This is a genomic window from Nocardiopsis ganjiahuensis DSM 45031, from assembly GCF_000341085.1.
Lineage (GTDB): Bacteria > Actinomycetota > Actinomycetes > Streptosporangiales > Streptosporangiaceae > Nocardiopsis > Nocardiopsis ganjiahuensis.
Window position 1 is genome coordinate 280,990 of the sequence record NZ_ANBA01000017.1, and the last position, 22,580, is coordinate 303,569.

The 22,580-nt window shown below is 72.7% G+C and carries 19 protein-coding genes; 15 read left to right on the plus strand and 4 right to left on the minus strand.

Annotated elements, in window-relative coordinates:
* The first annotated feature begins 40 nt into the window (after positions 1-40).
* From D458_RS0124385 to D458_RS0124410, 6 genes are all read left to right on the plus strand, one after another.
* On the plus strand, positions 41-1,393 hold the full coding sequence (locus tag D458_RS0124385; protein ID WP_017589344.1) for an MFS transporter: 1,353 nt from the start codon (positions 41-43) through the stop codon (positions 1,391-1,393).
* Positions 1,390-2,322: an ornithine cyclodeaminase family protein gene (locus tag D458_RS0124390; RefSeq protein WP_017589345.1), complete on the plus strand. Its 933-nt coding sequence runs from the start codon at positions 1,390-1,392 to the stop codon at positions 2,320-2,322. Before D458_RS0124385 ends, D458_RS0124390 begins: the two co-directional genes overlap by 4 nt.
* Positions 2,323-2,583: 261 nt before the next feature.
* Positions 2,584-3,078 (plus strand): GNAT family N-acetyltransferase, encoded by a 495-nt coding sequence (locus D458_RS0124395; protein ID WP_204366918.1) that lies wholly within the window; start codon positions 2,584-2,586, stop codon positions 3,076-3,078.
* A gap of 98 nt (positions 3,079-3,176) precedes the next feature.
* Entirely contained in the window at positions 3,177-4,112 is a 936-nt protein-coding gene (locus D458_RS0124400) for a VOC family protein (protein ID WP_017589347.1), read from the plus strand.
* Positions 4,113-4,887: 775 nt separating this feature from the next.
* The gene (locus tag D458_RS34115; RefSeq protein WP_051049776.1) at positions 4,888-6,228 is read left to right on the plus strand and encodes a DNRLRE domain-containing protein; all 1,341 of its coding nucleotides are present in this window, start codon (positions 4,888-4,890) and stop codon (positions 6,226-6,228) included.
* 331 nt (positions 6,229-6,559) lie between these two features.
* Positions 6,560-7,204 carry a hypothetical protein gene (locus D458_RS0124410; RefSeq protein WP_017589348.1) on the plus strand — a complete coding sequence of 215 codons (645 nt, stop codon included), beginning with the start codon at positions 6,560-6,562 and terminating at the stop codon, positions 7,202-7,204.
* Between the two features lie 24 nt (positions 7,205-7,228).
* On the opposite strand, the gene D458_RS0124415 is transcribed toward D458_RS0124410, so the two are convergent.
* Positions 7,229-10,324, minus strand: coding sequence for an NB-ARC domain-containing protein (locus D458_RS0124415; RefSeq protein WP_239648056.1), 3,096 nt, complete (start codon positions 10,322-10,324; stop codon positions 7,229-7,231).
* Positions 10,325-10,751: 427 nt separating this feature from the next.
* Positions 10,752-10,979 carry a hypothetical protein gene (locus D458_RS0124420; protein WP_017589350.1) on the minus strand — a complete coding sequence of 76 codons (228 nt, stop codon included), beginning with the start codon at positions 10,977-10,979 and terminating at the stop codon, positions 10,752-10,754.
* A 364-nt stretch (positions 10,980-11,343) separates the two neighbouring features.
* Here D458_RS0124420 and D458_RS37710 point away from each other — a divergent pair, with 364 nt between their 5' ends.
* From D458_RS37710 to D458_RS0124435, 3 genes are all read left to right on the plus strand, one after another.
* Positions 11,344-11,952, plus strand: coding sequence for a hypothetical protein (locus D458_RS37710; protein ID WP_017589351.1), 609 nt, complete (start codon positions 11,344-11,346; stop codon positions 11,950-11,952).
* A complete protein-coding gene (locus D458_RS0124430; protein ID WP_017589352.1) occupies positions 11,949-12,215 on the plus strand; it encodes a hypothetical protein in 267 nt (88 codons plus the stop codon). The genes D458_RS37710 and D458_RS0124430 overlap by 4 nt, the downstream gene beginning before the upstream one ends.
* Before the next feature lie 158 nt (positions 12,216-12,373).
* On the plus strand, positions 12,374-12,757 hold the full coding sequence (locus D458_RS0124435) for a VOC family protein (RefSeq protein WP_017589353.1): 384 nt from the start codon (positions 12,374-12,376) through the stop codon (positions 12,755-12,757).
* Positions 12,758-12,825: 68 nt separating this feature from the next.
* On the opposite strand, the gene D458_RS0124440 is transcribed toward D458_RS0124435, so the two are convergent.
* Complete coding sequence (locus D458_RS0124440; protein WP_017589354.1) at positions 12,826-13,974, minus strand: helix-turn-helix domain-containing protein; 1,149 nt, start codon at positions 13,972-13,974, stop codon at positions 12,826-12,828.
* A gap of 95 nt (positions 13,975-14,069) precedes the next feature.
* Between D458_RS0124440 and D458_RS0124445 the strand changes: the two genes are divergently transcribed.
* The 4 genes from D458_RS0124445 (at position 14,070) to D458_RS0124460 (ending at position 19,842) form a co-directional block, all read left to right on the plus strand.
* Positions 14,070-14,990: an alpha/beta hydrolase gene (locus D458_RS0124445; RefSeq protein ID WP_026119654.1), complete on the plus strand. Its 921-nt coding sequence runs from the start codon at positions 14,070-14,072 to the stop codon at positions 14,988-14,990.
* A gap of 50 nt (positions 14,991-15,040) precedes the next feature.
* Positions 15,041-16,915: an ABC transporter ATP-binding protein gene (locus tag D458_RS0124450; protein ID WP_017589356.1), complete on the plus strand. Its 1,875-nt coding sequence runs from the start codon at positions 15,041-15,043 to the stop codon at positions 16,913-16,915.
* Positions 16,912-18,618 (plus strand): ABC transporter ATP-binding protein, encoded by a 1,707-nt coding sequence (locus D458_RS0124455; protein ID WP_017589357.1) that lies wholly within the window; start codon positions 16,912-16,914, stop codon positions 18,616-18,618. The genes D458_RS0124450 and D458_RS0124455 overlap by 4 nt, the downstream gene beginning before the upstream one ends.
* 249 nt (positions 18,619-18,867) lie before the next feature.
* Entirely contained in the window at positions 18,868-19,842 is a 975-nt protein-coding gene (locus tag D458_RS0124460) for a glycerophosphodiester phosphodiesterase (protein WP_017589358.1), read from the plus strand.
* Between the two features lie 75 nt (positions 19,843-19,917).
* Here D458_RS0124460 and D458_RS0124465 read toward each other — a convergent pair whose 3' ends face one another.
* Positions 19,918-20,625 (minus strand): TetR/AcrR family transcriptional regulator, encoded by a 708-nt coding sequence (locus D458_RS0124465; protein ID WP_017589359.1) that lies wholly within the window; start codon positions 20,623-20,625, stop codon positions 19,918-19,920.
* A gap of 148 nt (positions 20,626-20,773) precedes the next feature.
* Between D458_RS0124465 and D458_RS0124470 the strand changes: the two genes are divergently transcribed.
* Together D458_RS0124470 and D458_RS0124475 are read left to right on the plus strand one after the other, a co-directional pair.
* A complete protein-coding gene (locus tag D458_RS0124470) occupies positions 20,774-21,721 on the plus strand; it encodes an NAD-dependent epimerase/dehydratase family protein (protein WP_017589360.1) in 948 nt (315 codons plus the stop codon).
* 58 nt (positions 21,722-21,779) lie between these two features.
* Positions 21,780-22,577, plus strand: a complete 798-nt coding sequence (locus D458_RS0124475) for a DUF2071 domain-containing protein (RefSeq protein WP_017589361.1) — start codon at positions 21,780-21,782, stop codon at positions 22,575-22,577.
* Positions 22,578-22,580 lie beyond the last annotated feature (3 nt).

Sequence of the window (22,580 nt, forward strand, 5' to 3'; positions counted from 1 at the left end):
AGGCCCGCGTCACATCGGGCCCTGACTCGAGGAGTTGTGCGTGGCCTCGCAGCACTCGGTGGTCGGCAAACCGGCCACCAACCGCCGTGTCCTCTTCGGCAGCCTCAGCGGCAGCGCGATCGAGTGGTTCGACTTCTTCCTGTACGCCACCGCCGCGGCGCTCATCTTCGACAAGCAGTTCTTCCCCAACGACGATCCCGTGATCTCGTTGATGCTGTCGTACCTGACCCTGTCGCTCACCTTCTTCATCCGGCCGTTCGGCGGGATCGTCTTCTCCCACATCGGTGACCGGATCGGGCGCAAGAAGACCCTGGTCATCACCCTGTCGCTCATGGGCGGCGCCACCGTGGCGATCGGTCTGCTGCCCAACTACGACCAGGTCGGCATCCTCGCCCCGGTCCTGCTGATCCTGTGCCGGGTCGTCCAGGGCCTCGCGATCGGCGGCGAGTGGGGCGGCGCCCTGCTCCTGGCCTACGAGTACGCGCCCGAGGGCCGCCGCGGCTTCTTCGGGTCGGTGCCCCAGACCGGCATCACCATCGGCATGCTCATGTCCACGGTCGCCTTCGGCCTGGTCAGCATGCTCCCCCAGGGGTCCTTCGAGGCCTGGGGCTGGCGCATCCCCTTCATCGCCAGCGTCGTCCTGGTCTTCGTCGGCCTGTGGACCCGCAAGGGCCTCGCCGAGACGCCCGCGTTCCGCGAGGCCAAGGAGTCCGGCAACGTCGCCAAGCTGCCCATCAAGGACACGCTGCGCGACCACTGGCGCTCGGTGCTCGTCGCGGTCGGCGCCAAGGTCGTCGAGACCGCGCCGTTCTACATCTTCGCGACCTTCGTCGTCAGCTACGCCACGGGCACGCTCGACGTGCAGCAGTCGGTGGTCCTCAACGCCGTCAGCGCGGGTGCGCTGGTCAGCACCTGCGGCATCCTGCTCATGGGCTCGCTCTCGGACCGCCTCGGCCGCCCGAAGGTCTACCTCGGCGGCACCGTGCTCATCGCCCTGTTCGCGGCGCCCTTCTTCATGCTGCTCGACCTCCAGATGAGCTGGGCCGTGTACGCGGCCGTCGTGATCGCCCTCGGCGTCGCGTGGCCCCCGGTCACCGCCACCCTCGGCACCCTCACCTCCGAGATCTTCACGACCCGCGTGCGCTACACCGGCGTGACCCTCGGCTACCAGATCGGTGCCGCGCTGGCCGGCGGCACCGCCCCGCTGCTGGCGACCTGGCTGCTGGCCCGCTTCGACGGCGCCTGGTGGCCGATCGCCACCTACCTGGTGATCCTGGCGGTCATCTCCTTCTCCGCCGTCGCGGTCTCCGGCCGCGTCGTGCGCAAGGAGAGCGCCCTGATCGAGGCCCGCGAGCAGGCCGAGGGCGACAACAGGTCCGAGGTGACCGCATGACCGGCACACTCACCGGGCTGCCCTTCGTGAGCGCCGCGGAACTCCGCGAGCGCGTCGGGCCCAGGCGGGCGTTCGAGCTGATCGAGCGGGCCCTGCTCGACGGTTTCGACCCCGCGGGGGACCCGGCCCGCTCCCACACCGACGCCGGGGACGGGCACCTGCTGCTCATGCCCTCGACCCTGGGCGACTGGGTCGGCGTCAAGGTCGCGTCCGTGTCCCCGGACAACCCCGCGCGCGACCTGCCGCGGATCCAGGCCGTCTACATGCTGATGGACGCCCGAACCCTCACTCCGCGGCTGCTCGTCGACGGGGTCACCCTCACCTCGCTGCGCACCCCGGCGACCTCAGCCGTGGCGGCCGACCGGCTCGCCGCACCCGCGGCCTCCCGCCTCGTGGTGTTCGGCAGCGGCCCCCAGGCGGTGGAGCACGCCGTCGCGGTGGCGGGCATCCGGGAGCTCACGAGCGTCCGCATGGTCGGTCGGACCCCGCACAAGGTGGCCGCCGCCGTCCAGGAGCTCACCGGACGCGGCGTCCCCGCCGAGGCGGGCACCGTCGCCGACGTCACCGAGGCCGACATCGTCGTGTGCGCGACCTCCGCCAAGGACCCGCTGTTCGACGGTTCCCTGATCAAGGACGGTGCCTGCGTCGTCGCCATGGGTTCACACGAGCCGGACCGCCGCGAGCTCGACGCCGCCCTGATGGGGCGTTCGCTCGTCGTGGTCGAGGAGAGCGGCGCGGCCCTGCGCGAGTGCGGCGACGTCGTCCTCGCCATCGGCGAGGGCGCCCTCACCGAGGCGGACCTCGTCGGCCTCGCCCCGCTGGTCCGCGGCGAGGTGACCCGCCGGACCGACCGCCCCAACGTCTTCAAGGGCTCCGGGATGTCCTGGGAGGACCTGGCGGTGGCCGTAGGGGTCGCACCCGTGGACTGACCGGCCCCGAGCCGGTCGACAGCCCGCCCGGGTCGGACCGTCCGACCGACCCGTGCGGCACCGGGCCCCGCCCCGCGAGCGCGCCTCGCGGAGCGGGGCTCCGTGCGCCGAGGCGGCGCTGCCGGAGTTCCCCGTCGCTGTTCGGAGCGAGTGCCGCGAGTACGGCCACACCACCGAACAGCGGTCGGGGCGGGGCCCGCTGGCGGTGGGCAGCGGTAAAGGGGATGCGCGACTCACGCGAAACCAGGGATGATCCCTGACATGGAGACTCTGCGACGGGCCACCGACCGTGACGCCCCGGCGGCGGCCGACGTGTGGTTGCGTTCCTTCACTGCGGCTCTGCCCACCGTGCGACGCGCGCACAGCGACGAGGAGGTGCGGTCCTGGTTCGCCGCCGTGGTCGTGCCCCGGTCCGAGACCTGGGTGGCGGTCTCCGCTGCCGAGGAGGTGCTGGGGCTCCTGGTGTTGGAGGGCCCTGAACTCGACCAGCTCTACCTGGACCCCGATCACCGTGGCCGCGGCCTGGGCGACCGCTTCGTCGGCCTGGCCAAGGAACGCCGCCCCGACGGCCTCGACCTGTGGTGCTTCCAGGTCAACGCCCCGGCGCGGCGGTTCTACGAACGCCACGGCTTCCACGCGGTGGAGTGGACCGACGGCACTCGCAACGAGGAGGGCGAACCCGACGTGCGTTACGAGTGGCGCCCTCGAACGCGGGGCGGGCCTCCGTCACCGAAACCTGGCGGAGGAAGTGTTTGAGCTCTCAACTGTTTTCCGAATAACCTGTTCCGGAGGGGTGTTGTGAACCGGTGAGTGGGGCGACGGCGCACCACCCGACCCCCTGGAGGGAACAGGTCATGGCCGACAACACGACCCCGCGGAGCACCGACGCCGACCGAGTCCTCGACAAGGACACCGTCATGGACGCGGTCACCCTGCACGTGGGCGACCTCGAGCTGATGAGCTCCTACTACACGGGCGCCCTCGCGCTCGAACCCGTCGAGGAGCGCGCGCACGGCCGACAGGTCCACCGCGTACTCGGGCGCGGCACCACCCCCATGGTCCGCCTCGTCTCCACCCCGGACCTGCCCGGAGTGGACCCGCACGAGGCCGGCCTCTTCCACACGGCCTTCCTCTTCGAGGACCGCCGGGGCCTCGCGGCCACGGTCCACCGCGCGGCCCAGGACAGCCGCAGCCGCTTCGTGGGCTCCTCGGACCACCTGGTGAGTGAGGCGTTCTACTTCACCGACCCCGAGGGCAACGGCATCGAGCTCTACACCGACCGCGAGCGCTCCGAGTGGCTCTACGGCCCCGACGGCGAGCTGCGCATGGCCACCCGGTACCTGGATCCGAACGCCTTCCTGCGCGACCACCTCGACCAGGCCGCCGTGGACTCCGCCCCCCGCCTGCCCGGCAAGGTGGGCCACGTCCACCTGCAGGTGGGCGACATCCCCCGTGCCCGGGACTTCTACGTGGACGGTCTCGGCTTCGAGGTCACCGTGGGCACCTACCCCGGCGCCCTGTTCGCCGCCGCCGGCGGCTACCACCACCACGTCGCGATGAACACGTGGAACAGCGCGGGGGCCGGGCCCCGGGCGTCCCGTCTGGGCCTCGGCGACGTGGCGCTGACGGTGCCCGCCCGCGAGGACCTCGACGCCCTGGCCGCACGGCTCAAGCACAGGGGGCTCGACTTCGCGGACGACGGGCGGTCCGTGTCGTTGAAGGACCCCTGGGGCACCCAGGTCACCGTCAGCCTCCCCGGTACCAGCACGGAGGACCTGCTGAAGGCCTGAACCGGTGCCGTGGCCCTACCGCCGGAGTGGGGGCCGGGCGCGCTGAACGCCGTTCCCGCCGCACTTCTTCGCGGGACGGCGCATCGGGGACACGGGCGCCACCGGAGAAACCACGGGTCACCACCCGTACTTCGAGATCCACGTCAGGGGACCGGGCGCGACAGCGCACCCGGTCCCCTGCTTTTCCCGGCCGCAGACGTGACCGATCAGTGGCCCGCCGGTTCGCCGCGGACGGTCAGTCCGGAATGAGGCGGCCCCGGCCCCCCGTCGGATCAGGAAAAGGTCTTCGCGGAAATTGGTGTTCGCGTATTCGGGTTTTCCGCCGTGCTGAAACCGACCGGGGTCCCGCTTGTTCCGGGCCCTTCGTGAATCCCCCGGGGTCGGCACCCGGTCTGGCCGGAGAGGGCGCGCCCGTTGGGCTCCCCGCCCCTGCCGTCGCTCGGGAGGAGGGCGGCTCCGGGGGCGGATCGCGGTCGTGCCCGGGGGGCTGGGAGCGAGGGTGTGGCCGCTCTTCGGCACGACTTGTTTTCGGTTTGATGTGAACCAGTTTTTAGTGGCCACCGAATGAAGTGCGTCCGGGTCTTCGGGTGGTTCTGGCGGAGTACTTGGCGTCCATGTTTCCGATGACATTAACCATGGTTTTGGTTGGCATTTATACCTCTGTTGTTTGTGTGCTGCTGCGGTGATTTGATAACTTCCTTGTGGATGAAGCGGGGCGCGGATGTCCCGCTCGAATTCTTTTCGATTTCCGTTGGAATGTGTAGGCACCCCCGCAATGCGTCGTTCCCTGTCCCGCGCGACGGCGGCTTGTGCGGCTTACACCCTGGCCCTTGCGCTGGGGGGAGCCGCTCCCGCCACAGCCGAGGAGGAGGCCCTCTCCGCCACAGGTGGCACGGCCGTCTCCGGGGACCGGAGCGGTACACGGGACGGGAGCGCGCCGACCGGCGAAGGACGCGGGACCCCGAGCGGAACCGACGGCGCCTCCGCCGATGCCCCGGCCACCCCCGGGAGCCCGGGCGGCGGCCGGGCAGAGGCCGGGAGCTCCCTGTGGACCTACGTGGACCGTGCCTTCCCCGACCGGCCCCACAGCGGTACCGAGACCGCCAGCGTGGGCACGGGGCGCCTCGTGTGGGACCGCGTCTACACCCGTAGGGCCCTGTTCAGGTTCCCCGTGGACCTCGATCCCGACACCGCTGTGGACTCCGCCGTGCTGCGCGTCGAGGTGGCGTGGTCCTACGACTGCGGCAGCGACTCCTTCGTGCAACTGCACCGAGTCGACCCCTTCCACGCGGGGACCACCTGGAACGACCAGCCGGCGGCCCGCGCCCTGATCGACACCCGAAACGTCCGGGGCGGACGGGCGGCCTGCCCCGTGGGCGGCGGTGTGGAGTTCGACGTGACCGAGGCCTACCAGTGGGCCCTGGACCACGGGGAACCCCACCTCCACCTGCGGCTCGGAGAGCGTGACGAGTCCGGGAGCACGGCCTGGCGCCGCTTCGACGTCGAGGACGTCCCACCGGTGCTGGTGGTCGACCACAGCCGACCGCCGGCCCCGGACACGGGCACCGACCCGAACGGCTCCCGGGACGCCGTCGAGGACGCCGGGACACACGCCGACCACCGCACCGCCCACCACGAGGCCTCTTCGGGCCCCGTGCCCCTCCGATCCACGCAGACCCCGGGCCTCTCCGGCGACACCGTCCTCCGGGCCGGGGAAACGGACGAGGCCCGTGTCCAGGACCCGGCCTCCGACGGCCGACCCCGGACCGAGGGTGAACGGGCCCGTTCCCAGGGGAAGGAACGGGTCGACCGTCCGCTCCCTCCGGACGACCGCCGGCGAGAGACCGGGGACACGGCCCCCAGACCCCGAGGGCCTCCAGCCGTCACGCTGATCGGACGTCACTCCCCCCGGTTCACCGACCGCGGGAAACCGGTCGGCGGACGATCCCCTAACTTCCGATGCGGTATCCGACCGGGCGACGGAACGCGTCGGCGGCGACCCGAGGCAGTCGGGCGGGCCGCTCCACGAGCTCCCATGGCGGGCGGGGCTCTGAAGCGGTCGCGGAGCCGTGTCACCACCGCTCCGGCCGCAGGGCGCAGCGGCCAGGCGCGGTGACGGCACGCTTGCGCGCCGGTGAGGGAGGTTCGTCCCCGATGCCGGAAGCTCCCACGGCAGAGTCGGCCGGGGCTCTGCCACGGGAAGCCGCGGTGGTCCGGAACCACCTGTGCGCATGGGCACGCACAGGAGGGTTCCGGGCCGCCACAGGCCCGCGCGCAAGAGGGCCGCCGTCCCTCTCGAACGCGCCCGGCCCCGCCGAGCCCTCTGCCGGCTGAGAGAGACCGGCCTGGCGTGAGACCCGAGCCCGGGCGTTCCACACGTGCCCCGCGTCGGCGGCGTGGCGGCGACCGTGCCCGCCCTGTCCTACCTCTCTGCTTGCATGACTCGCATGAACGCCTCCGAAGTCGCCCCGCTCCTGCCCGAACCGGCCGCGGTGCGGGAGCGGTCCCGCCTGACCGCCCTGCTCGAGTTCCTCGTCGCGCCCGGGAACAGGTATCGCCTCCACGACTACGCCACAGACTGGCGGCCGGGCTGGGACCTGGCGACGATGTCCAACGGGGGAGGGGACGACTACTCCGTCGCGCTCTCGGATTCCGCCGGTCTCATCCGCTGTTTCGACCACGAGTCCGAGGTGAGTCCCTACATCAACGACGACCTCGAGTACTGGCCGGGGACGGTGGACGCCCTGCCCGACCGGTTCAGGCCCTTCCTGGACGAGGCCGGGTTCACCGGCGGCGACGAGTGGGATGTGACGGCGCTGCTGTGGTTCCTGCCGCAGGACACCGCCTGGCGCACCGGGATCACCGGTCACGAGCAGGACGGTTCCGACTGGCTGCTGAGGTCCCTGTACACGCCGGATCCCGCACGGGTCCTCCACGAGCGCTTCCAGGACTACTACGAAAAGCCCATCGACCTCGCGGCGGTGAGCGCGTTCTTCGAGGGCGAGCCCCTGACCGAAGAGCTGGCCGCCGCACTCAACCCCGGGGCCGAGCCCGCCGAGCTGCTCCGCGCAGCGGCCGCCCTCCTGGCCTGAGGGAGAAGGAGGGAGCGGGGGCGGCTACCGGGGGTTCTCGCTTCCCTGCTCCTCCACCGCGGCGGCACGCAGTCCGGGCGGCTCGGCACGGCCCACCGGGCCGCCGGGCAGGGCGGAATCGGATCCGTGCTCGATGACCCGCAGCATGTCCCGGACCTCCACGAGCAGTGATTCCGGCACCACCCCCGACAGGACGCCCTCCTCCGCCAGTTCCTCGGCCCGGTTGAGGATCCGCCACGCCTCCAGCAGGTCGCGCCGGGACACGATCCCGGCCAGCAGCCGCATCGCGCGCAGCTGGCCGGAACGGTGCTGCAGCCCCCGGTAGCCCTCGATCGCCACCCGGGCCAGCTCCTCGGCCTCGGTCAGCCGACCCACCCGCTGGAGCGACTCGGCCGCCATCCGGTGGGCCCGGGCGTGCCACCACTTGTCGCCCAGCTCCCGGAACCCCCGCGCGGCCCGCAGGAACTCCTCCTTGCCCCGGCCGCCGTCGGCCGCCAGCAGGGCCTGGCCCAACACCAGGCAGGTGCGCCACCGCCCCCAGTCGTCGCCGATCTCCTCGAACGCCCGCTCCGCCTCCCGCAGCCGGTCGATCTGCCGCTCGCCCTGCCAGGTGTCCCGGAGCATCCTCCGGCCGCGCAGCGGTCCGCGCGACGGGCCGGGTTCGGCGCACCTGTGTGCGTACTCCTGGCTGCCCTCGACGAACAGCCCCGTCACCTTGGCGAGCTGCCGCCGCGGCCACCCCGGGTCCCGTGCGGTCAGCCGACGGCGCTCCCGTTCGTGCCCGGGGCCGAGCAGCAGCTCACACGCCCAGGCCTCACGGTTGAGTTCGTTGGTGGACAGCTGGCCGAGCGAGCGCAGGTAGCGGGCCCGGTACCAGTTCTCCTTCGGGGCCGTGGAGAGCTGCTCCAGGCCGTCGGCCAGCACGAACCAGGCGTTGAGGGTGTACCCCCGCAACCGCAGCACCTCGCCGCGCTGCAGCTGGACCCGGGCCCACTGCTCGGGCACGTCCCGGGAGCCCACCAGCAGCTTCTCCGCCTGGGAGAGCAGCGCGTAGGCGCGTTCGAGGTGCCCCTGGAACCGGTCGACCTCGGCCAGGTTGCACAGGGTCCGGGCCCACCACCAGCGGTCCTCGTGCTCCTCGAAGATCCGCACCGCCCGCTCGATCTCGGCCCGGCCGTCGTCGAGGTCGCCGCGGCGGTACAGGTTCACCCCGACCGCCCGGTGCGCCCGCGCCGACCAGCGCGGATCCACCGGCGGGTCCAGCTGTTCCAGGACGTGCAGCGCGGTCAGGGCCCGCTCGTACCCGGTCTCGTGGTCGCCCTGGCCCCCGGCCACCTCGGCCCGGTCGAGCAGCGCCACACCGTAGGCGAACGGGTCCGCCATCTCCAGGGCCAGCTCGGTGGCCTCCTTGGTGGCCTCGCGCACGGCGCCCCAGTGCGTACGGCCGGTCCGCGACAGGACGGTGAAGGCCCGGCGCAGCCGCCATCCGTGCGCGGGGGACCGTCGGCCGTCCCGCTCGGGGGCGGTCCACCGGAAGCACACCTCGAACCCTCGGCGCTCGGAGTCCAGCCAGGCCAGTCCGTCGGTGGGAGCGGGCACCGCGACCGGAGCGTCGGCGCGCCGGTCGGGCCCCGCGGGCGGAACCGGTACCGCGGCCGGTTCGGGCCCGGCGCTCGGACCGGGTGCGGCGGCCGGACCGCGCACTGCGGCCGAAGGCCCCGCGGAGGCTCTGTCCCGGCCGGGGACGGGGGCCCCGAAGTTCCACTCGTGCGGGGCGGCGCCGCGGGCCGCGGCCTCGGCGACCCGCTCGAACGCGCCGAGCAGGCGGTCCACCGCGGCTCGCAGCTCCTCCGCGGACCAGTCCGCCCGTTCCTCCTCCGGGACCCCCAGAACGTGCGGCCCTGCGAGCAGCAGGGTGTCCCGGACCCGGTCGTGCAGCTGGAAGCGGTCGAACCCGCCCGCGCGGTACAGGTACGTCACCAGGTAGCGGTGGCTCATCCGCACCAGCATCCGCCCGGCGTCGTCCTCCCCGGTGTCCAGCAGGGCGGCGGCCGCCCAGGCGGTGAAGGTGGTCAGCCCGGCCCCGGCCAGTCTGCTCAGGAGCAGCCGTTCCCCCGGTTCGCACTGCTGGAGGCTGAAGGCGAGGGACCGCGCGACGGCTCTGGGACCGGGGACGTCCAGCTTCCTCATGCGGTCCAGCAGGGTCCGGACGCTCGGGCCGTCCTCCAGGGTGAGCTGGGTGCCCGCCAGGCAGAGCGCCAGGGGGAGGCCGTGGCAGGCCTCGACCAGATCGGGCAGGGCGTCGCGGTCCCCGGCGGTGAGTTCGCGCCCGGAGGCCCCGACCAGCCGGTCCACCAGCTCCAGGCTCTCCTCCGGAGACAGTGGGCCCAGCCTGCGCTGCAGCATGGGCTGTTCGGCGTCGGTGAACCCGGTGCGGCCGGTGATCAGCACGGCACAGCCCCGGCCGCTGGGAAGCAGGGGCCTGACCTGCGCGTAGTCCTTGGCGTTGTCGAGGACGACCAGTAGGCGGCGTTCCTCGGTGGCGGTCTTCCACAGCCCGGAGAGCTCGTCCTGGGAGGCACCGTCAGCGGGCCTGCCGCCGAGTTCGGCCGCCATCTGCGCGAGCACGTCCTCGGGCCTGCGCGGTTCCCGCCGACCCGAGGGGCCCTGCTCCGTCACACCGTAGAGCTCGAACTCCAGCTTGCCGTCGGGGAAGCGGTCGGCGACCCGGTCCACGATCTGCGCCACCAGCTGGCTCTTCCCCGTGCCGCCCTCACCGGTGATCGCGAGGACCAGGGGGCTGCGGGAACGCCCTCCCGGTACCCGCCCCAGCCCTCGGCGGAGCAGACCACGGGGACCGGGGCGAGGGAAGCGCTCGAACTGCTCCAGCAGTTCCGCCATGAGGGCCTCGTGCCCGGTGAAGTGGTCCACCGGGGGAGGCAGGCGGCGCCGCAGCGCCGGGCGGTCCCCGGCCTCCGGCGCCCGCTCCGGGCGCTCCAGGAGCACCTGGGCGGTGACCGCGGTCGCGGTGCCCAGCAGCCCGATCGCGGCCAGCAGGAGCCCGCTGTCCCCGGAGACCAGTTCCGGGATTCCCTGGAGCGCTGTTCCCAGCCCGACCATGGTCGCCAGCGTGCCCGTCAGCCCCGTGTGGACCGGCCGCCACCGGCGCCGCGGGGGGACGCCCTGGCCATCGGACCGTCGGCTCACCATGACTCTCCCGAAACCCGGATTCTCCGTTTCAGCCGGACTTGTGAGGGCTTTCCGGCCCGGCAGGGAACCGATCCTGCTGCCGACGGGAGGCCGGTGTCCAGGCGTGGGGGAAGCGGCCGTCGGACGTTCACCGAACCGGAAGCCGACGGCCACCCGCGGTGCACCCGGAGGGCGGTGAGGGCGGGAGCACGGTCTCGGTGCAGCGGGTCCCGACCGCCCGTGACGACCGTGGCCGTTCCGGGAACGGCGCCGTCCGGGACCCCCCACGACACGGAGGCGGCCCCGGTCGGGACCGGGGCCGCCCTTGTTCACCACAGGTGGACCGAACGCGCGGGGCTCAGCCGTTCTCCTTGCGGATCCGCTCGACGAGCATCTGCTTGCCCTGCTCGCCGGCCTTCTGGTTGTTCTCCTGGATGCGGCGGAACCACTTCGCGAGTTCCTCGTCGCCCTGGCTCTCGGCGTCCTTGATGTAGCCCTCCAGACGCCAGACGTTCTCCAGGGACTGGTGCACGGCCCAGACCAGGTTGTAGTTCTTGTCCTTGAGCGGGCTCGCCGGTTCAGCCACGACAACCTCCTCGGTGTCACGTTTTTCCCTGTCGGAGGGCCGACTACCCGACCCCCTCGGCCCGTACACATCACCTTGCGCGGCTCGTTGACGGGCGGTTCGGGGATCCCCGCCCCCACTGGGCCTCCGGAAGCCCCAGGGCCGTTCATCGGTCCCTCTCTCCGGCGTTTTCGCCCGCTCTGACCAGCGGAGACCGTTTTCGTGGGAGAGGCCCGGGGTAGGGGCCGACACACTCACACACTGCCTGACGGGCACGGAGATCAGGCATGCGAACGGGGTGGTGGACGGCGGTCGGCCTTCTCCGGGGGCTTTCCCGGGAAAGGAGAGCGCGGAGCGTGCCCCACCGCTCGGAAGGGTGCGGGGGATGAAGCGGAGTGGTCAGGGCGCCGCGGGCCGGAGCACCGGAGACAAGGAAGCGAAGGACGGTACGACGGCCGAACGGGCCCCCAGGGCGAGGACGGCGCGTTCGGAGCGGTCCGAGGTTCGGGCGCGGGAGCCCAAGCCGGGCCGGGAGCGCACCGCCCCCGGCGCGGGGGACCCCGATGTGTACCTCGACATCCCGGTGGTGAAGGTCGACGAGATCGAACTCGAGGTCGAGAACCTGTCGGCCTCCGTCTCGCTCCAGGCCGAGGTCCTGGACCTGCTCAAGCTGAAGGTGGGCGTGGACGTCGACCTCGGCCGGGTGGACCTCGGCATCAAGGGGGTCGAGGCCCAGGCCCTGCTCAAGGTCCAGCTCGACAACGTCCGGGAGATCATCACCAGGGTCCTCAAGACGATCGACTCCAATCCGCAGATCCTCGAACACGTGGCCAAGGGTGCGCGGACCTCGCTCGAGGAGGTGTCCAGAGGCGCCGGCGAGCTCGCGGGTGAGGCGGGCCGGGGAGCCGGAAGGGCGGCGGAGGCGGTGGCCGGGGGAGTCACAGGGGCAGCGGAGGAGCTCGACGACGAGCCGGAGGACGGGGACGGGTCATGAGACACGAGAACGAGGAAGCCGCTGCGTTCGACGTCGAGGTCAGCGCGTCGGTGTCCGCGGACGAACTGACCTTCCGCGAGGCGGCGGAGGTCAGCTCGCACACCTGGGCCGAGCCGGCCGGTGAGGGCACGTCCGGCAGCGAGCGCACGGGGCTGCCCCGCCCGGTCCGGCCCGGAGAGGTCTACACGGACGTCCACGTCGACTACCGGCTCGCGAGCCGCCTTCGGCTCGATGAGACGCCACAGGACCCCCGGCACACCTGACCCGCGCCCTTCCGAGCTGCGGTTCCGGCCGCCTGTCCGGAGGTGCCGGACGCCGCGCCCCGTGCCCGGCGCGCCACCACACGCGCCCGGACCGTGCGCGCTCGCGGCGGGCGTCAATCCGGTGGCGCGGGGGAGGGATCTCGGGGAGACTGGCGCGCATGGTCTCAATACTGCAGAACGTGGCGATCGACTGTGCGGATGCCTACGAGCTGGCCCGGTTCTGGAGCAGGGTGACGGGCCGTCCACTGCATCCGGAGGACCGGCCGGGGGAGGAGGAGACCCAGGTCATGCTGGCCGAGGGCCCGGTACTGCACTTCAACCAGGTGCCCGAGCCCAAGCGGTCCAAGAACCGGATCCACCTGTGCCTGCGCCCCGAGACCTCGCGTGAGCAGGAGGTGGAACGCCTGCTGGGGATCGGTGCCGCCTTCGTCAGCGACCACCGGAACCCCGACGGCACCGGCTGGGCGGTCCTCGCCGACCCCGAGGGCAACGAGTTCTGCGTGCTCCGCAGCGAGTCCGACCGGGCCGCGACGGAGTCCTGAAGCCCGCACGGCGTCCGCTCCGCAGCGGACGCCGCGGAGCACGCATCCGCCTGTGCGGCCGGGAGGTGTCAGCCGTCCAGCAACCGCCGGGCGGCGAGGGCGATCCTGGCCCGGAGGAGCCCGTCGGGTTCGGTGATCCCGATTCCCAGGGCGCCGCCGATCTGCTCGATCCGGCGACCGACACTGCTGTGGTGCAGATGCAGGAGCTCGGCGGCCCGGCGCACCGACCCGGCGGCACAGTAGACGTCCAGGGTCTCCAGAGCCGAGGGCTGCTCGGCGAGCCGATCGAGGGCGGCCACGTCGGCGTTGGCCCGAATCGACGCCGGAGGAAGTTCGGCCAGCAGCGCCAGCGCCCCCAGGGCGTCGTAGCGGAGGACGGGTTCGCGGGGGCTGGTGAAGCGCAGCGCGGTGCGGGCCTGCCACCAGGAACGGTCCGGGGACTCGGTGGCACCGACACCGGCCCGGACCCCCGGCGGGAACCGGTCCGGATCGACCCCCGTGCTCAGCAGGACGTCGGTGTCGGCCAGCCGGGCCGCCTTCACCTGGTGGGACGGGCTGACCAGCTCGCCGATCCTGTCCAACGGGAACTCGGACCGCAGGGCGACGACCTGCACCGGCGGACTCGCGGCGAACCCCAGGAGCCGGAGCGCCCGGGCCCGGGCCGGCTCGTCGCTGTCGGCACTGATCACGAGCTCGACCAGAGCGGGATCGGCCATGGCGGTGTCGGTCGGCCCGTAGCGTTCGACGGCCGCCGCGAGGGCGATCGAGAACCGGTCCAACAGGACGTCGTCGAGTGGTTCGGGCGCACCGGGCCGTTCCAGCCACACCGCGCCGATCTCCTCCTCGTCGAGGAGCACCGGAACCGTGGTGGACGCTGTCGGGGCCGGAACCGCCGCCGGTGCGGGTTCCGACGGGGGCGCGGATACGGGCGTCGAGGCCCCCGAAGACGGTGGAACCGGAACCGGAACCGGAACCGGAACCGGGACTGGAGCCGCGACCGGAGCCGGAGCCGGTCGGCCGTCGGGCGCCATGCGGATCACCTGACCCGTGGCGTGGAGCCGGCTCCCGGCCACACACTCGGCCAACCCCGCGGAGGCCCGGGCGAGCGCGTCCGGGTCCACCCGCCTGCGCATCAGGGTGTCGTAGAACGCGACGACCCTGATCGCGCCCTCGACGTGTGAGTCCAGCTGGGTCAAGCGGTCCGCCAGCGCTTCCATGAGCGCACGATACCCGCCAGGCGGCGGGCGGGCCAGAGCGAACGCGCGACGGATGTCGGATGACCCCGAAGGTGCCGGCCGGAAGGATGAACGGTATGGATCCCGAACTCGAAGCATTCCTGCCGTTCGTTCCCCAAGGCGACCTGAGCGACCCGCTCGCCTCTCGCCGAGCCTACGCCGAGGTGGCGTCCGCCAGACCGCTGCCCGATCTTTCGGACCTGGAGGTCGAGGACCGTACGGTCCCCGCCGCCTCCGATACCGCCGCCTCCACTGCCCCGGGCGTGCCGGTGCGCCTCTACCGCCCCCGTCGGACACGGGGCGCCCTGGTGTGGATGCACGGCGGCGGGTGGGCCATGGGCGACGTGGACACCGAACACCCGTGGGCGGCCCGGATCGCCCTGGACGCCGACCTGGTGGTGATCTCGGTCGGCTACCGGCTCGCCCCGGAAGCCCCGTTCCCCGCCGCCATGGACGACGTCTACACCGTCCTGAACTGGGCCGCTGAGAACGCGGCCGAACTCGGTATCGACCCCGACCGGATCGCGGTCGGCGGGCACAGCGCCGGAGCCAACCTCGCCGCCGCCGTGTCGTTGCGCGCCCGCGACGAACAGGGCCCGCCGATCCGCTTCCAGCTACTCAACGAACCCTCCCTCGACGACCGCCAGGAGAGCTGGTCGGCGCGCAACTTCACCGACACGCCCTGGGCGACCCGGAAGCTGCTCACCCAGGCCTGGCAGCTCTACCTGGGAGCCGTCCCGGCGACCGTGTACGCCGCACCGGCCCGGGCCACGGACCTGTCCGGGCTGCCGCCGGCCTACATCGCCACCGCCGAGTTCGACCCCAGCCGGGACGAGCAGATCGACTACGCGCTGCGGCTGCTGCAGGCCGGGGTGTCGGTCGAACTCCACCAGTGGCCCGGCACCTTCCACGGATCGCAGGCCGTGCTGTCCGCGGAGGTGTCCCAGCGCCAGGTCGCCGAGCTGACCGGGGCCCTGCGCCGGGCCATGGCCGCGTAGACCGACGCCGAGCCGACCGCGCACCGGGACCGACAGGAACGGGAAACGCCATGACCACCACCGAACGCGCAGTGCCGGGCGAACAGCCACCGGTACCCGAACCACCTGTGACACCCGGGCGGCCCTCGGCACACGGGACCGGCCCCCCTCCGCAAGCACGCCCCCGCGGGCTCCTGCGTCCGTACCTGGGAGGGTTCGCGGGGCTCATCGTCCTGCAGGTCATCGGCGCCGTCGCCGGTCTGGTCCCGCTGCTGGCCGTCGCCGAACTGGGCCGTGTCCTGTTGGCCCCCGGACCGGTCGACCCCGGGCACGTCCGGTGGATCGTGCTCGCCGGGGTGGTCGGTCTGCTGGTCCGGCTGCTCTTCACCTCCGCCTCGTCCACCGTCGGGCACATCCTGGACGACCGGATCCAACTGTCGCTGCGTCGGGAACTGGCGGCGCACCTGGGGCGGATGCCCATCGGCCGGCTGGCCCGACGGCGCACCGGCGAGCTGGCGAAGGCCGTGGGTGAGGACGTGAGCGCCGTGCACCCGTTCGTCGCGCACACCCCCGGCGAACTGGTCTCCGCGTTCGTGGTGCCGGCGGTCGCCCTGGTCTACCTGTTCACGGTGGACTGGCGGCTCACGCTGGTCACGCTCGTCCCGGTGTTCCTGGCGCTGGCGCACGTACCGCTGCTGATGACCCCGACCCGCAGGCGCGAGGAGGAGGAGTACAACACGGCCATGGGCCGGATCTCGAACTCGGTCGTCGAGTTCGTCCAGGGGATCACGGTGGTCAAGGCCTTCGGCGGGGGAGAGCGCGCCCACCACCGGTTCGTCTCCGCCACGGACGCGTTCACGCGGGTCTTCCAGCGGATGGTGCACGGACTGGCACCCATCGGCGCCGGGATGCAGCTGGCGGTGTCGCCGCCGTTCGTGATGCTGACCGTGCTGGTCGGCGGAACGGTCCTGATCACCACCGGCGGCCTGGTCCCGGCCGACCTGCTGCCCTTCCTCCTCCTGGGGGTGGGGCTGACCGCTCCGGTGGCGGCGCTGAGCCACGGGTTCGACGACCTCGTCGCGGCCCGGAGCGCGGTCGGCCGGATCCGGGACGTGCTCGCCGAACCGCCCCTGCCCGAGCCCGCGCACCCGCTCCCGCCCCGGGGCCACCGTGTGGAACTGCGCGGTGTCCGGTTCGGCTACGAGCCCGACCACGAGGTGCTGCGCGGCGTCGACCTGGTCCTCGAACCGGGGACGGTCACCGCCGTCGTCGGCCCCTCCGGAAGCGGCAAGTCCACACTCGTGCGGTTGCTCCCGCGCTTCTTCGACCCCACCCACGGGTCCATCACCCTCGGCGGCGTCGACCTGCGCCGGACCACCGGCCACGACCTCTACCGCAAGGTCTCCTTCGTCTTCCAGGAGACCCGCCCGCTGCGCGCGTCGGTCGCGGAGAACATCGCCCTGGCCGTGCCGGCCACCGGTTCCGCCGCCGCATCCGACGCCGTGGTGCGGGCCGCCCGAGCGGTCGGCCTCCACGACCGGATCCTCGAACTGCCCCGCGGCTACGACACCGTGCTCGGCGACGAGGCCGCGCTGTCGGGCGGTGAGGCGCAGCGGCTCTCGATCGCACGCGCCCTGATGGCCGACACACCGGTCCTGGTGCTCGACGAGGCCACCGCCTTCGCGGACCCGCTGACCGAACAGGCGCTGCGCCGGGCCCTGGCCGAACTGCGCGGCGACCGCACCATCCTGCTCATCGCCCACCGCTGGGAGACCGTCGCCGACGCCGACACCGCCGTGATGCTCCAGGACGGAGCGGTCGTCGAACACGGCCCACCCGCCGACCTGCTCACCCGCGACGGGGCCTTCGCCGCCTTCTGGCGGCCCCGGGTGACCGACGGCACCCGCGACGACGCCAGCGCACCCGAAGGGGACGAACTCCGATGATCCGCACGCTGCTGCGTGTGCTGGGGGCCGAGCACACGGCCCCGGTCCGGCGCACTCTGACCCTGATGGTCCTGGCCGCGGTGGTCGAGGGCCTGTCCTACGCGCTCCTGGTCCCCGTCCTGCGCGCGCTGTTCGGCGAGCGCCCCGAGGAAGCGGTGCCCTGGCTGACCGGCTTCGCCGCAGCGGTCGCGCTGTACGCGGTGCTGCGCTACCTCGGGGACCTCTCCGGCTTCCGCGGCGGGATCTCGCTGCTGCGCGGGATGTACCACCGGCTCGGCGGCCACCTCGTTCGCCTGCCCCTCGGCTGGTACACCTCGGGCCGGGTCGGTGAGGTGACCGCCCTGGCGAGCCAGGGGGTGATGCAGGCGATGAGCGTGATCGCGCACCTGCTGGCACCGTTCGTGTACGCCGCGGTGACACCGCTGACCATCGTCGCCGTGGTGTTCGCCCTCGACTGGCGGATGGGGGCGGCCGCTCTGCTCGCGGTGCCCCTCGTCGCTGCCGTGCGGTTCTGGACCGGCCGGGCGATGGCCGCCGACGACGCCGAGCGCTCCGACCGCGACCGCGAGGCGACCGACCGGGTGGTCGAGTACCTCCAGGCGCAGCCGGTGCTGCGCGCCGGAGGCCGGGTCGACCACGGGCTGCGCACGGTCGACGAGTCCCTCAGCGCCCTCCAGAGGGCCTCCCGCCGGACCCTCCTGTCCGCGCTGCCGGGAGCCCTGGGCCTGGCACTGACCGTGCAGACGGTGTTCACCGTGCTGCTGGCCCTAGGCGCCTACCTCGCACTCGGCGGGACCCTCGGCGTCCCGGAGATGCTGACCGTCCTCGTGCTGGCCGCCCGCTGCGCCGATCCGCTCCTCTCCCTCACCGACATCGGCAGCCAGGTGCGCGCCGCCCGCACCGAACTCGACCGGCTCGACACGGTCCTGCACACGGAACCGCTGCCCGAGGCCCCCGACCCGGTCCGCCCGCCCCACCACGGCCTGGAGTTCGACTCCGTCACCTTCCGCCACGGGGACCGCACCGTGCTGGACGACATGACGTGGTCCGTGCCCGACGGGCAGCGGCTCGCCGTGGTCGGCCCGTCGGGCGCGGGCAAGACCACCCTGCTGCTCCTCCTCGCCCGGTTCCACGACGTCGCCGCCGGGGCGGTGCGCGTCGGCGGCGTGGACGTACGCGACATGGACGCCGAGGACCTGATGGCGCGGTTCGCGATCGTGTTCCAGGACGTGTACCTCTTCGACGACACCATCGAGGCCAACGTCCGCCTCGGCCGCCCCGACGCGGACCCCGGCCAGGTACGGGCGGCGGCGACCGCCGCAGGGCTGGACGAGGTGATCGAACGCCTGCCCGAGGGCTGGGCCACCGGTGTCGGCGAAGGCGGGGCCCGCCTGTCCGGCGGAGAGCGCCAACGCGTCTCGATCGCCCGCGCCCTCCTGAAGGACGCCCCGGTGGTACTGCTGGACGAGGTCACGTCCGCTCTGGACCCGGCCAACGAGGCCGCTGTCCACGCGGGCGTCGAACGACTCATGGCAGACAGGACGGTCGTCGTGGTCGCCCACCGCATGCGCACCGTCCAGGACGCCGACCACATCGTCTTCCTGGACGGCGGGCGCGTGGCCGAGAGCGGTACCCACGAGGAACTGCTCCGGTGGAACGGCCACTACGCCCGCTTCTGGGCCGTGAGCGAACCGACCGGATGAGTACGCGCGGCCTACGCCGGATCGCGTAGGCCGAGTGCCGTCAGCACGCGGACGCGTGCTGACGGCACGTGCGTGGAGGATCAGGTCCACGGGCCCGACGAACGACGGGCAGGCCCCCTGCGCCCGGTCGCGTTCTACGAGAACAACCGGCTGGGAGGGTGCGGCTGCCGTGGTGCGGGCCTTCTCGGGGGTGGGCCTGTGAACTAGCCTCTTGGGCGAGGAACCCCCCGCCCTCGTAGGAGCCCCCCGATGCGCAGACCACTGACCCTCGCGGTCCTCCTCGTCCTGCTCGTCCCCGGGGCGGCCGTGGGGGTGACCGGCGCGAGGGCGGCCTCCGTGGACCATCCGTGGCTGGAGCAGCGGGTGGTGAACATCGCGCACTCCGGAGGCGAGAACGAGGCCCCGATGAGCACGCTCTACGCGTACCGGCGCGCGGTCGGCGTCGGCGCCGACCTGATCGAGCTGGACGTGCACTCGACCGCCGACGGCGAACTCGTGGTGATCCACGACTCCACCGTCGACCGCACGACCGACGGCACCGGCAGGGTCGAGGACCTGACTCTCGCCGAGGTCCAGGAACTCGACGCGGCGCACTGGTTCGTTCCCGGCCGCAGCGCCGTCCCGGACCTGTCGGAGGGCTCCTACCCGCTGCGCGGAGCGCGGTACGGCGAGGTGGAGGTGGCGGGGTACGGGCCCGAGGACTTCCGGATCCCCGCGCTGGCCGAGGTCTTCGATGCCTTCCCCGGGACGTCGATGGTCATCGAGATCAAGGGCACCGCCGACGACGACATCGACTCGTACCTGCGCACCGGCCGGCTGCTCGCCGAGTTCCTCAACGACAGCGGGCGCACCGACGTCATCGTCGTGTCCTTCAAGGACGACGTGATCGGGGACTTCCACGAGCGCGCGCCGCGGATCGGCACCGCGCCGGGGATGAAGGGGACGGCCCTCTACTTCCTGCTCGGGATCAGGCCGCCCGAGCACACGGTCGCGCTGCACGTCCCGGTCCGCTACGAGGGCGTCCCGATGGCGACCCGGTGGTTCGTCCGGCGCGCCCACCGCGACGGGTACGCGGTGCACGTCTGGTTCAGCGGCACCGCCCCCGACGACGCGCAGACCTATCGCGAGGTCCTGAGGGCCGGCCCCGACGGGCTGATGCCGGCCGAGCCCTCCGTGCTGGAGGAGGTCCTCGCGGAGGAGGGCGTCGAACGCCCCCTGGGTTGAGCGTCGCCCGGTCACGACCGCGTCGACCGGTCGGACACGGCCTGGGGGCTGGGCCCGGTTGGTCGCCGACGGCGCTCAGGGCAGGCCGAACTGGTCGGCCAGAGCCTCGAACTCGCCGTGCAGCAGTGCCCCGGGGTCGAATCCCATCCCCTCGAAGTGCCCGCTGACCTCGAGGTTGACCGGCCCGTGCATCCGGGCCCAGGACAGGATCCCGCCGGCGAGGGCCCTTCCGGCGGCCTCCGGGTCCTCGCTCGCGCCCGTGTAGCCGCGGACCCACTCCGACACGGCCGGATCCCGCAGAGCCCATGCCGCCGTCTGTCGTGCCAGCGGCAGTACGTGTTCCGAGGGCCGTGAGGAGGCGAAGACCGCCAGGAACGGCCCCAACGCGGCCCGGGCCCGCAACAGGGTGTCCGCCGGCGCCTGGTATCCGGGCAGCGGGTCACCGGCGATCAGCAGGTAGCGGTGCGGTTCCTCCCGGGCCCAGGCCCGGTAGGCGGCGCTCATGCGGTGCAGGCGCTCGCGCGGTGGGAGGTCGGCGGGCACGTCGGCGGTGGCAGCGCCCAGGTCGTCGTACGCGTCGCTGATCAGCGCGCTGAGCAGGTCGTCGCGGTTGGTGAAGTAGCGGTACATCGCCGGTCCGGACATGCCCAGGCTCTTGGCGACCCGCGTCAGTGCGACCGAGCCGATGCCCCCTTCGGCGAGCTGGGCCAACGCGATCTGCTTGATCTCCTCCTTCGTGTGTTCCCGGTATCGGGCCCGAGGGCCGGTCTGCGTCGGAGACATCGGTGCTTCCTCTCGTTTCGCGCTCTCGCCTCCGTGAGGTGGAGCACATTTTCACGAGCTACTCTAGCAATAGTTATGCTCCATAACTAAGGTGAAGTTCCGTAGCAACCCGGCCCGCGCTTCGCGCCGCCCGACCCAGGAGCAAGCAATGAGCACCAGCACCCCGTCCCGTGACCTGCACGTCGTGCTCGGTGCCGGCCCGGCCGGCACCACACTCGCGGAGGAACTCGTCCGCCGCGGCCACGAGGTCCGCCTCGTCAGCCGTTCCAGCGGTGGTGAGGCCCTTCCCGGTGTGACCCGCGTCGTCGGTGACGTCAGCACCGAGCGCGGGGCGCTCGACGCCGTCGCCGGTGCCGCGGTCGTCCACCACGCCGTGAACGTCGCCTACCACCGCCAGGTCGAACTCATGCCGGGTATCCAGCGGGCCGTCCTGGCCGCCGTCGAGAGGGAGGGCGCGCGCCTGGTCGTGCTCGACACCCTCTACCCCTACGGCCCCACGGGCGGAGCGGTCATGACCGAGGACTCCGCCTGGAACGCCACGGGCGCGAAGGGCCTGATGCGCGCCGAACTGGACCGCGCCTACCTGGGAGCCCATGACGGTGGCCGTGCCCGGGTCGTACTGGCCCGCTCCGCGGACTTCTACGGACCCCGGGTTCTCAACTCCAGCCTGGGCGGCGCCGTCTTCCCCGGCGCGCTCACCGGCCGGGCGGTCCTCGGCCTGGGCGACATCGACCTGCCGCACAGCTACACCTACATCGGCGACGTCGCCGCGGGCCTGGCCACGCTCGGTGAGAACCCCCGCGGCGACGGACGCGTCTGGCACCTGCCCACGGCAGGACCCGTGACCACGCGTGACGTGCACCGCCTCGTCGAAGCCCGCGTGGAACGGCCCCTGGACGTTCACGTCATGGCCGAACCGCGGCCGTGGGGCCCCTTCGACGAGGTCTTCATGGACGAGTACGCCGAGTTGTTCTACCAGCACACCGAGCCCCAGACCATGGACTCGACCGCGTTCGAGCGCGAGTTCGGAGTCCGTCCGACGGAGCTGGGGAAAGGCCTCTCCACCACCGTCGACTGGTACCGGGGCCTGCTCTGACGAGTGCCGGCCGTGCGGACCGGTTCCGGACGGCAGGGCGTTCGGTCAGGATGGGGGCATGACCGCACACGCACGTGACGCCCGCCCCGACGGCCCGGGCAGCGGGGCCTCCTCGAAGGGGACACCCGCCGAAGAGCGCGGCCGGTGGGGACCGGCGTCCGCGCTCCCTCCTCCGATGCCGGGACCCGCCCTGTTGCGGCAGGCGTGGGTGGACGCCGCGTTCGTGCACTGGGCGGTGGACGCGGAGGCGGTGGCGCCGCTGTTTCCCGAGGGCACCCGGCCGGACACGCTGGACGGGGTCACCTACGCCGGGCTGGTCGCCTTCCGGGTGCCCAGCACCCTGGTGCTGGGGGCGGTGCCGCTGGGCGGGTTCGGGGAGGTGAACGTGCGCCTGTACTCGGTCGACGAGCACGGGCGGCGCGGCGTGGTGTTCCTGACGATGGACACCGACGCGGCCCATGTGGTCGCGGCGGCCCGTGCGGTGACGGGGCTTCCCTACGTGTGGTCCGACGTCTCGCTGAACTCAGGAGCGGGCGGGCGCCGCGCGGGAGCGGTGCGGCGGCGCTTCCCCGGCGCGGCCGAGGGGACGTGGAAGCTGCGGGTGGGGGAGCGGCTGCGGGAGACCTCCGTGCTGGACCGGTTCCTGACGGCGCGCTGGGGGCTGCACACCCGGCACCTGGGCCGCACGTGGTGGTTCCGGGTCAGCCACCGGCCCTGGCCGCTGCACAGCGCCACGCTGCTGCACTACGACGGCAACCTGTTGTCCGCCGCCGGGGTCGAGCCGGTGGACGAGCGGCCGGTCTCGGTGCTGTGGGCGTCGGGGGTCTCCTGCCCCATCACGCCGACCCTGGTGTGAGGC